This is a genomic window from Anaerobacterium chartisolvens (assembly GCF_003337415.1).
In the GTDB taxonomy this organism is placed as follows: domain Bacteria; phylum Bacillota; class Clostridia; order Acetivibrionales; family DSM-27016; genus Anaerobacterium; species Anaerobacterium chartisolvens.
In genome coordinates this window covers 1-1,714 of record NZ_QPJT01000075.1, presented here as the reverse complement: position 1 = coordinate 1,714, position 1,714 = coordinate 1, and the positions used below count along the sequence as shown (strand labels likewise).

Here is a 1,714-nt window from a genome sequence, read left to right as displayed (position 1 = left end):
GCGGAAATCCGAACAATGCTATTTGATAAAGCGATGAAAAACATTACAAAAAATCTTGTTCCAATACGGCCAGATAGAAGTTTTCCCCGAAGGGAACCTTCGAGGAAAAACAAATATCCAGTTAACAAAAAACGTTCCATGTAATATTCTGTAAGTTAAGCTTTATGACATTGGACGGCAGAGTGTGCTAAAACGGCTAAAAATGCCATTGACTTTATAGAAAGTGGGAGTACTTTTAATAAAATCGATACCCGATCCCAAATGATATCCATTTTAATCGCATAAGTGGGGCTGACATAACCGCGCAAATGAGTTTTAGCACAGTCTGACGGGGTTGTTGACATCACATCTTGTGGGAACGGGGACATTCCAAAGTAGAAATGTCCCCGTACAGAAAAGGGGACGCTCCTGAATTTATGCCATGCAAGAGTCCCTGCCTCAGCTTCGGAAATTCATTAAAGTAAGGAGCGTTCCCATAAGCTGGGGGGAGAGATGTTCCTAAAACCAGAAGCGTCCCCCTTAGGTGGTCCCCCTTAGGTGTTTGGGGATAACAAGAGTATAGAATGGGAAAAGCATTCCCTTCCTATCCATTGAAATGGTTCCTAGTTTCTTAAAAAAAAAAGATTAGAAAGTTGAATAAAAAAATGATATATGGAGGGGTCTCTATGGTTAAAGTATTTAAGAGTAATAAAGGAAAAGAGCAGGTCTTAAAATCCTACGATCAGCTGCTTACATTATGGGATACCCATATTAAAGAGGTCGATCTGGTAACAAAATATGGGACTACTCATTGTATTATTGGCGGAAATACAAAGAATCCGCCTTTACTGATGTTTCATGGTGTTGGGGATAATTCTGCTGTCATGTGGCTGCTAAATATGAAGGAATTGTCCAGACATTTTTATTGTATTGCAGTTGATACGTTGGGCGGACCGGGTAAAAGTGTTCCAAATGAGGACTTTTCCACAAAGGACTTTGACCAGATAGGCTGGATTAATGAAATAGCTGCTATTTTGAAAATAAGTAACTTCAATATAGTAGGTGTTTCTAACGGAGCTTCTATTGCTTATAGATATGCTGTAAATGAATGCTCAAAAGTTAATAAAGTAGTTTGTGTAGAAGGTGGCATTATAACCAGCCCGATAAAATCAATGATAATTACCCTGCTGCTGCTTTTTCCAGAAATACTGATCCCAACCAAGAAGAACCTTATTAAGTCAATGAGTAAGCTAGTTTCACCTAAATCGAATATTTTCATGAAGCACCCTGAGGTTATTGAGCATATGGTTCAGGTAATTAAAGTCCACAACAACAGAGCTATGTTTGGATATAAGCCTGAAAAATATAATAAGGAAAAGGCTCAAAGAGTAAAAGAAAAACTCTATTTTATAATTGGTGATTATATGGTTGCTACTACAAAAAGCAGGAAGGAATTTGTTGAGATTTTGAATGATGGTGGATTTAAGTATGATATAATTCCTAATGCCGGTCATGCTGTAAACCACGAACAGGCTGAAATTGTAAATAATAAAATAGTCCATTTTTTATTAAGTTAAATCATGCTGCATTTACTTATTTTAACCAATAGACGAAAGCGGTGATTGATAATGAAAATAATTGGAATGTCCCCATTTAAATTAATGACTATCTTTTTTTAAGGAAAGAACCGCTATAATAAAGCTGATTGCACCTAGGACAAGGAGAAGTACTACCA

General features: G+C 36.9%; 1 protein-coding gene. It reads left to right on the top strand.

Annotated features, from left to right (window positions below; genetic code table 11):
* Positions 1 to 665 precede the first annotated feature (665 nt).
* Positions 666 to 1,556, top strand: coding sequence for an alpha/beta fold hydrolase (locus tag DFR58_RS21585; RefSeq protein WP_114300514.1), 891 nt, complete (start codon positions 666 to 668; stop codon positions 1,554 to 1,556).
* Positions 1,557 to 1,714: the final 158 nt, after the last annotated feature.